The organism is Faecalicoccus sp. (assembly GCF_036552745.1).
Lineage (GTDB): Bacteria > Bacillota_I > Bacilli_A > Erysipelotrichales > Erysipelotrichaceae > Faecalicoccus.
In genome coordinates this window covers 1-8,263 of record NZ_JAXKBY010000096.1, presented here as the reverse complement: position 1 = coordinate 8,263, position 8,263 = coordinate 1, and the positions used below count along the sequence as shown (strand labels likewise).

At 36.1% G+C, this 8,263-nt stretch carries 10 protein-coding genes; 4 read left to right on the top strand and 6 right to left on the bottom strand.

From position 1 onward, the window contains the following. Positions 1-174 precede the first annotated feature (174 nt). A complete protein-coding gene (locus U0M88_RS04815; protein ID WP_331869078.1) occupies positions 175-651 on the bottom strand; it encodes a PTS sugar transporter subunit IIA in 477 nt (158 codons plus the stop codon). Positions 652-656: 5 nt separating this feature from the next. Next, on the bottom strand, positions 657-2,609 hold the full coding sequence (locus tag U0M88_RS04810; RefSeq protein ID WP_331869077.1) for a BglG family transcription antiterminator: 1,953 nt from the start codon (positions 2,607-2,609) through the stop codon (positions 657-659). 317 nt (positions 2,610-2,926) lie between these two features. On the opposite strand from U0M88_RS04810, the gene U0M88_RS04805 reads away from it, so the two are divergent. From U0M88_RS04805 to U0M88_RS04790, 4 genes are all read left to right on the top strand, one after another. Further along, positions 2,927-3,094, top strand: a complete 168-nt coding sequence (locus U0M88_RS04805; protein ID WP_331869076.1) for a type II toxin-antitoxin system Phd/YefM family antitoxin — start codon at positions 2,927-2,929, stop codon at positions 3,092-3,094. A gap of 42 nt (positions 3,095-3,136) precedes the next feature. Next, positions 3,137-3,430 (top strand): Txe/YoeB family addiction module toxin, encoded by a 294-nt coding sequence (locus tag U0M88_RS04800; RefSeq protein ID WP_331869075.1) that lies wholly within the window; start codon positions 3,137-3,139, stop codon positions 3,428-3,430. Between the two features lie 196 nt (positions 3,431-3,626). Then, on the top strand, positions 3,627-4,067 hold the full coding sequence (locus tag U0M88_RS04795; protein WP_331869074.1) for a LytTR family DNA-binding domain-containing protein: 441 nt from the start codon (positions 3,627-3,629) through the stop codon (positions 4,065-4,067). A 7-nt stretch (positions 4,068-4,074) separates the two neighbouring features. Further along, positions 4,075-4,530, top strand: coding sequence for a DUF3021 domain-containing protein (locus U0M88_RS04790; RefSeq protein WP_331869073.1), 456 nt, complete (start codon positions 4,075-4,077; stop codon positions 4,528-4,530). Positions 4,531-4,588: 58 nt separating this feature from the next. Here the strand turns inward: U0M88_RS04790 and U0M88_RS04785 are convergent, their stop codons facing one another. From U0M88_RS04785 to U0M88_RS04770, 4 genes are all read right to left on the bottom strand, one after another. After that, the gene (locus U0M88_RS04785; RefSeq protein WP_331869072.1) at positions 4,589-5,332 is read right to left on the bottom strand and encodes a copper homeostasis protein CutC; all 744 of its coding nucleotides are present in this window, start codon (positions 5,330-5,332) and stop codon (positions 4,589-4,591) included. Between the two features lies 1 nt (position 5,333). Then, on the bottom strand, positions 5,334-6,449 hold the full coding sequence (locus U0M88_RS04780) for a Sapep family Mn(2+)-dependent dipeptidase (RefSeq protein ID WP_331869071.1): 1,116 nt from the start codon (positions 6,447-6,449) through the stop codon (positions 5,334-5,336). A gap of 7 nt (positions 6,450-6,456) precedes the next feature. Continuing rightward, positions 6,457-7,419 (bottom strand): N(4)-(beta-N-acetylglucosaminyl)-L-asparaginase, encoded by a 963-nt coding sequence (locus U0M88_RS04775; protein ID WP_331869070.1) that lies wholly within the window; start codon positions 7,417-7,419, stop codon positions 6,457-6,459. Positions 7,420-7,433: 14 nt separating this feature from the next. Further along, the coding region (locus tag U0M88_RS04770) for a DUF7916 family protein (protein WP_331869069.1) at positions 7,434-8,263 on the bottom strand (830 nt) is incomplete at its 5' end.

Genomic DNA, 8,263 nt, shown 5'->3' with positions numbered 1-8,263 from the left:
ACATGATCAAATTCTGCATTAATTATCTTGATACAATTGACATTGAGAATGGATTTTAGTAATTTTTTAAGTGCCATATGGTATTCCTTTCTTGGTTTGGTCGCTTAAGAAAAATACCATATGGTTTTCTTATATTCAAATATTCTTATTTTATACGATGAATAAAAGCGATATTCATTCTTTTGATAAGTATCTACCCACATTTAGTACAGAAGAGCCAAACAATTCTTCTTTATTTTTGGCGTTGCGTAATCCTTCAGTAAATGATTCTTCCATTAGATTAGACGCTAATTTGCCAAGTAGTTCTAAATGTAACGTACCTGATAAAGCTTCTGGTATAGCTAAAGCAATCACAAAATCAACAGGTTTTCCATCCATAGCTTGCCATTCTATACCTCGATTTAGCGTGATAACAACAATAGCTGCTTCATGTATTGCACTTGACTTGCAATGTGGAATCGCAAAGCTATCACCAAAGCCCGTTGTTCCTTCTGATTCTCTTGCTATATACCCTTCATAAACTTTTTCTTTATCATCTATGTATTTGTTAGCCCACAAAACTTCACCAATGAAATGTAACACTTCATCTTTAGTATTTAGTTTTTCCTTAAGATATATATTTTCTATACATAGCATTCTGCCTATTTCCATTTTACCTACCTCAACAATCTAATAAATTCTTGATACGTTTTTACTTTTAATATAGAGAACACTGTACTTTCATCGCTTAAGATTTCATACATCCCCTCAAAAATAGTTTCGAAATCTTTGAATAATTCTTTGCGAATACTCAATAAAATAACCAAACGAACCTTCTCTCTTTCCCATAAAAATGGCTTATCATTGATTAATGTAGCTACTTTACTAATTGGAGGATCCAGTTCTATCGCATGTGGAATTGCTGTTAAATTTCCAATCTCTGTTGATGATATATTTTCTCGTTTATAAAACTTTTCAATATCCTCTCTATTCAGATATTCATTTTTAACCATGTTATCCAAAATAAAACCTAACGCTTCTTGACGTGTACTGAAATTCGTGTTGTTAAAAAATAGCTTTTCATCTGTATACTTCAAGAAATCTAAATAAGTTTTTCTATCTTTTAGAATCTGTTCTTCCACATACTTAATATCTTTAGTCGATAAAATTACAGGAATCCTAAGTACTTGTTTCCCTAAAAGGCCATATTCCTTTGAATCAATATCAACGGTTGAGAACACAACATCAAAACTTTCTCGATCAACATTCTTGAGCTCATTTAATGAAATCACTTGGGTAACTCCTACCCATTGAGAAAAGTGGCTTTTAATCTTTGCCGATAACAATACAGCCGTTCCCAATCCAGATGCGCAAACGATGATTGCCCTTAATTTTTCATTTTCATAAGGCGTCTTCATTCGCTCCAATGCTGCTCCAAAATGTAAAGCTATGTATCCTATTTCATCATCGTTCACTTTGACAGTAAGTTGTTCCTCAATATATTGAGAAGCCACGCTAGCTATCTTATAAGCAAACGAATAATTTTTTTGTATATCAACCAGCAAAGCATTACTCACATTCATTCCAAAACGAATTCGATTTAAGGCACTTTGAAGATGTACCGTTAATGAATTCACTAAAATCGAATCTCGGCAAAAATCTAGATCCAATTTTTCTTTTAGATAAACTAAAGTTTTCTTCACAATATCTTGATAATCTTGATTCATTGATATTTTTTCATCTAGATTCATTATTGACACCTTTTGAGTTAACAAATGAATTGTGATGTAATAAACTTCTTCGTCAGGCAATTCAATTTTCAAAGCATTTTCTATATCGCGTTTAATATCTTTTGCAACATGATTTTCTTTTGTTTCGAACAAAGATTCATCATGCTCAACAACAGATATCAAATTTTTTGAACGTACTCGCTGAATTGAGATAAGAATATGCATTAATAAATTTACATAACCTATATCCGTAATAGTTAATTGATGCCTCTCCAAACAACTTCTTAAAATTTGATCGGCTAGTGTCGTTTCCTCTTCTCCGAAAAAAGGAATAATAGATTTAAAATCAATCAAAAATCCTTCTTTTTCTCTCGATATATAATAATGCAACGCCTTTCGAATATCTTCTTCTTTTTCCTGTATTCGAATTCCTTTAATACCATCTTTGACGATACTCAAATTAAAGGATGAAAGTATTTTCCGTACATCTGCCATATCTTGTTTCAAAGTTGTTAATCCAATGTACAAACTCTCACAAAGAACACCTTGAGTAACAATCTGATGATTATCAAGTTCTTTATGCAATAATTTGAGTATTATGTAATTAACTCTCCCTTCATGACTAGTCGGAATCATAATTGAAGAATTAATCTGATCTGCTATCAAACCATCCTTAAAAGATGAAAACTGTTCAAGATCGTTGATTATTAACCGATACCCTTTTCCTTTGATACCAGATATAGTTGCTCCAAAAGTAATCAAGGTACGATTCAAAATATGAATATCATTACGTAATGTCTTGGATGAGATTTCTAAGAAAGTGGCCAATTCTTTCCCAGATACGTACTCATTTTTGTTTTCAAGAAACTTAATAATTTTAATTTCTCTTTGATTTAGCATGAATATCATTCACCTCATCTGTATAAAGTATAATAATTAAACTTAACTTATCATAGACGCACTATTTCCGTTGATAAAGGAAATCAAACGCTAGATTAATATCCTATCAATAAAAATTGAAAAACGCATCTTAAACACTAGATGTATTTATAACAGCCGTATTTATAACAAAACAAATCCGAAACCTCATTTATTATGTAAATATTTTAAAATGAATAATATTTTTAAATCATTCAAACAGCATTTGAAGTACTCGATTAAGTGCGTGATAACATATAAGGCGTACTTAAAATGTTACGTTAGAAAGGGGTGATGCTATGAATGATACATTAAATGCATCAGAAACCAGGAAAAAATTCTATCAAATTATGGATGAAGTGAATTTTGGATTCAATACAGTACGTATTGTCAAATCAAATGACAATAATGTTGTGATGGTTTCTAAAAAGAATTGGCTGAAATTATGGAATCAGTTAGTATTCTAGATAGTCCTGGTATGACAAGAGATTTAATCAAAAATGCTGAAAATGAAGATTTTTAAAGATATGAAAAGATATGAATCAGATACAGAATCTGTCTATGAAATTTATTTTTCAAAAACAGCATTAGAAGGTCTTAAACAATTAGAAAAATTAAATCTTATAAATCAAGCTAGAGACCTTTTGGAATTGATTCAAAAAGATCCTTTTGCACAGCCACCACAATATAATAAATTGGTTGGTAATTTAGATGGATTCTATTCACGTGGAATCAACATACACCATAGATTGATTTACAAAGTGTATGAAGAAGAAAAAAAGATTAAAGTTCTCCAATTATAAATTCTATTTTTAAGAAACTTAAAATTTCATTAGGTACAAGAACAAGAACCTTACTCCTTTAAAACCTATAGCGGAAAAGTTATTCTTCAGCTTTTCCTTTTTTAATACCACCTATTCTTAAATTCCTACCATCTATCTTTGTTTTATTGTATCTATGGACTTGCCTTATTATAATGACTTCAGAAAGGAAAAGTTCATGAAAGTACAAATTCAAATTGAAAAAGACTGTACAGAAACACAAGTAATCATCATCACAAAAGCTTTGAGTGCATCCATTCAAGAACTGGCATCTCGTATAGAAAAAGAGCCGTTATCTGTATTAACAGGTATACAGGATGAAAAACATGTTCTCATCAAGTCGGAAGAAATCTTTCGTATTTATGCCGATCATGGAAAAGTTTGGATACAAACCAAAAAAGGTCTTTTTCAAATACGAAAAACGCTTTACCAGATAGAAGAGTTGTTAGATGAAAAACAATTTGTTCGTATTTCGCATTCAGAAATTATCTCTTTATCAAAAATTGTGAATTTTGATCTAAGCTTCAACGGTACTATCTGTGTAAACTGTATCGATGGTTCGAAAAGCTATGTATCTCGTCGATATGTGCCAAAAATCAAAAAAATTTTAGGAATGTGAGGATCGTATGAAAAAAGAAATAGTAAAACGTAGTTTGTTGGGAATACCTTTAGGAATCACAATATCCTATTTGTTGTCGATCATAATCTCATATTTAGCAGGAAGTGAAGAATATATCCCCTGTGCTCCGGCTTTTCTGGCATTATTTGAATCTTCACTGCAAGCGGTTTGTGTACAAACTCTATTTTCTGCATTGATGGGTGCTATTTTCAGTGCGGCCAGCTTAATATGGGAAATCGAATCTTGGAGCCTCTTGAAACAAAGCTTTATACACTTTTTATGTACGAGTATCACTATGTTTCCCATCGCATGGTTCATGCACTGGATGTCTCATACCGTGTTCGGTGTTTTAACATATAGTGTTTTATTCTTTATCCTTTATCTTTGTATATGGCTTATTTTATATCAAATCCAAAGAAAAGAAATTCAGCGTATGAACCAACATCTTAAAAAAAAGGAATGAAAAAAGGGCTGAGCAAACTTCTAATCTTTGATCAGAGTTTGTAACAGTCACTTTTATCTTATCGCATGACAACATCAACCAGTTGTTTGACCAAAGTGGCATCCACTTGATCATAATCCGATTCATGAGGTGCATCCATATAGGCGTAAGTCACATATTGTGATACTGTTGTTGGATCTTGTGCATAACTTTTACAGGAAGAATGAATCTGATGCACTTGTGCCTTCTCTAACATTTCTTTGGCATTTTGTACATTCATTCCGCTACCCGGTAAAATTTGAATCTTGTCTCCATATGTTTTTTGGATATGTGCAATACATTCGATACCTTCCATTGCTTTTGCCCTTTGTCCGCTGGTCAAAATACGATCCACACCACAGCGAATCAAGCATTGCATCGCTTCATCAATATCAATCGTTACATCAATAGCACGATGGAAAACCGCTTCTTTTTGATACGACTTGATCAGCTTGACCATATCTTGTGTCTTTTCTTCATCGATCGTTTTATCTTCTTTTAAGAAACCAAATACGATTCCATCAGCACCTTGCTCCAACAACATTTTGGCTTCTTCCATCATGATGGCTGTATCCGTTTTGTCATAACAGAAACCACCGGCACGAGGACGTACCATACACATGATTTTTAGATCCGTCTCTTTTTTCAAGCGTTTTAGTGCAACTACACTCGGTGTTAATCCACCTACACTTAAAGCGCTGTTAAGTTCGATGCGTTTGGCTCCGCCTTTATAGGCGGCAATTCCATCCTGATAACTTCCACAACAAATTTCTACCTGATTCATCTTATTCACCATCGGCTACCCGTAAAATGCTTAACGCATAGATTTTTGCGTTTTTGATCAAATCACTTCGATCCATCCATTCATTCGGGTTATGACCGATTCCTTTCTGTCCGGGAAAGCTAGGTCCAAAAGGTACGATATTAGGCATGACCTTGGCATACGTACCTCCGGTCGTTGTAACCGGTGTCCCGTCCATTCCAGTTACTTTTTCATAGGTTTCTTTCAAAGTTTGGCATAAAAAACAGTCTTTTTCAAAGCGTACCGGATCATAATTGCTGGTGCAAGCTAACTTCAGATGATCAGAAAGCTTTGAGCGAATTTGTTTTAAAATTTCTTCATTGGTGATCACAGCCGGATAGCTTAAAGAAAATTCAAACACTAGTTTTCCTTCTTCATCGACCAGTTTCTTATTTCTTAACTGCATGATACCAAACTCTTCATCTTGAATCGCAAGCCCCAGTTTATTGGCATGATCATCACTGGATAACAGATATTCATTGACAAAGGCATTAAATTCCTTTTGATGATTCATATCGGCTTTGATCTGATAGACACCTCGTCCACGCTCGGCATAGACAACCGGATACTTACAGTCAGGTGTCCAGCCCATGATCGGTGGCTTTTTTACTTTTAAATAGTGTTCTAAATCATGAAATCCTGTTTCTTCATTTGTTCCAAATAAGACCCATACCGGATGTTTGAGCTGAATCTGTAATTCTTTAATGGCATATAACGCATAGAGATTGGCTAAGATCGGCCCTTTATTATCTAAAATACCACGAGAATAGATTCTTCCGTTTTCATCTTCATAGGCTGAGAATGGCGGCTCATTCCATCCATCGCCCACCGGTACAACATCTAAATGCCCCATGATCCCGATATAATCATCACCGGATCCATATTTGGCAATACCGACCATATGATCGACATTTTCCGTTTCAAAGCCTAATTCCTGAGCCAGTTTTAAGGTTTCCTCCAAGGCATCATTGACACCTTTTCCAAAAGGCATATCTTCGCATGGTGTGCCTTCCACACTATCGATACGAACGATTCGTTTGATACATTCGATCATCTGATCACTGATTTCATCGATTTTTTCTAATAATTTTTCTTCCATGATAAGCCTACTTACGAACTAAGGGAGCAGTTCGTGTCTTCATATAGTTATCCATCCATTCCTGGCTGGCTTCTTCAAAATACTGTTTTCCGTCTTCATCAAACTTTACTAAGTAAACAGTTGGTTTTAAATCTCTTGTGGCCACGGCAAAAGAGAACCCTTCAATATTGGTAGCACAGCCCCATTCCCCTTTATTATTCATGGCGATCAAAGACATATCTCCGGCTTTTCCTCGTCTTTCTTTCAACTCTTGATCAAAAGACTGTACCGCAATCTCACATGCTTCCTGCGGTGTCTTTCCTTCCTTCATCAACCGCACGATTTCATACGATACACAGCCTTTCATCACATCTTCGCCTAAACCGGTCGCACTGGCTCCACCGACCTTGGAATCGACATAGAAACCGGAACCAGATACCGGGGAGTCACCTACACGCCCGGCATGTTTCATAAATAAACCGCTGGTACTGGTTGCACTGGTCATATGCGCATCGCCATCCACACAAACCATACCTACCGTATCGTGTCCGGAATAGGGTTTCAATTCACTGTCGGCACTTGTTTCTTTAACGCGGTTATGATAATGAATCTTGGCTCTTTCCGTTAACATATTTTTGCGTTCAAAGCCATGACGATGCGCATATTTTTCCGCACCGGCTCCGACCAGAAAGTTATTGACCGGCTCTTTGGATAGAGCTCTTGCGATACTGACCGGATTGGCAAAATCCTTGATAGCACCAACACATCCAACATCTAATGTATCCCCATCCATAAAGGCTGCATCCAGTTCAACTTCCATTTCTTCATTAGGAAGTCCACCATAGCCTACACTTTTATAGAATTCAAAATCTTCTACATCTCGAATAGCAGTTTCAATAGCATCCTTGGCATTGCTTCCTTCTTTTAACATCGCATCAGCTTTTGTGATCCCTTCCAAAGCCATGCGCCATGTTGCGATAATTCCGTACATATGTGTTCCTCCTTTTAACGATTGACTGAACGGGCCATTCTTAAATATGTATGTCGCTTTCCACGAACGACCTTACTATCGGCCATAATGCTTTCAGGGACCATGCCCCCAAGCCCGGCATCTCCAATATGATGAATATCCGTTCCCGTCATTTTACACATCAATGCAATTTGTTCAATAGTTCTTTCTTCTGCACTTTCCTGAGAAGTTCCGATAGCGGTCATTGTCATTTTACCGTGTTCATGGACAAAGGTAACCATACCATGCACATATTCCTGTGTAATACCCGGTACAGTACCCGGGGCCGGAATTAAAATGATATCGGCACCGGCCTGGATAAAACGTTCTACCCATTCTTTTGTCAAGATGTTTTCCCCGGCTTCTGTCTTAGATCCGGCAGCATGCATTTTACCGGCTACGATGATCATATCTTCCATATCCTGATGGATCTCCCGAATCGATCTCTCGATCGCATCATTATCTACACCAGACCCCGGATTCCCTGTTAATACGATATAATCGATCCCCAGATCTTTAGCTTTTCTGGCATTATCCAACGTGGCAATACGCCCTTGGGACAAAGGGATAAAGTCTGAAATCATCTGTGAGTTTCCTAATGGCTCCAAATTGATTCCCACAAGTCGTCCAATATATTTTTTTAATACATGCACTACCTCTTGTGTGGGTGCATCAATACCGGTAATCACCGGTTTTTTACAATCAAAGGCATTCAGCAAGATCAAATCAGCGCCAAAAGCGCAGGCCACTTCGGCATCACTGATCGGCTCCAACAACTGTCGATCCGTATGAAACAAAGATATTTCCTGTACGATCACTCGTCCTT

Coding starts and splice junctions, on each gene's coding strand:
- U0M88_RS04815 (WP_331869078.1), bottom strand. CDS start 651: ATGGAAATAGGCAGAATGCTATGTATAGAAAATATATATCTTAAGGAA.
- U0M88_RS04810 (WP_331869077.1), bottom strand. CDS start 2,609: ATGCTAAATCAAAGAGAAATTAAAATTATTAAGTTTCTTGAAAACAAA.
- U0M88_RS04805 (WP_331869076.1), top strand. CDS start 2,927: ATGAATGATACATTAAATGCATCAGAAACCAGGAAAAAATTCTATCAA.
- U0M88_RS04800 (WP_331869075.1), top strand. CDS start 3,137: ATGAAGATTTTTAAAGATATGAAAAGATATGAATCAGATACAGAATCT.
- U0M88_RS04795 (WP_331869074.1), top strand. CDS start 3,627: ATGAAAGTACAAATTCAAATTGAAAAAGACTGTACAGAAACACAAGTA.
- U0M88_RS04790 (WP_331869073.1), top strand. CDS start 4,075: ATGAAAAAAGAAATAGTAAAACGTAGTTTGTTGGGAATACCTTTAGGA.
- U0M88_RS04785 (WP_331869072.1), bottom strand. CDS start 5,332: ATGAATCAGGTAGAAATTTGTTGTGGAAGTTATCAGGATGGAATTGCC.
- U0M88_RS04780 (WP_331869071.1), bottom strand. CDS start 6,449: ATGGAAGAAAAATTATTAGAAAAAATCGATGAAATCAGTGATCAGATG.
- U0M88_RS04775 (WP_331869070.1), bottom strand. CDS start 7,419: ATGTACGGAATTATCGCAACATGGCGCATGGCTTTGGAAGGGATCACA.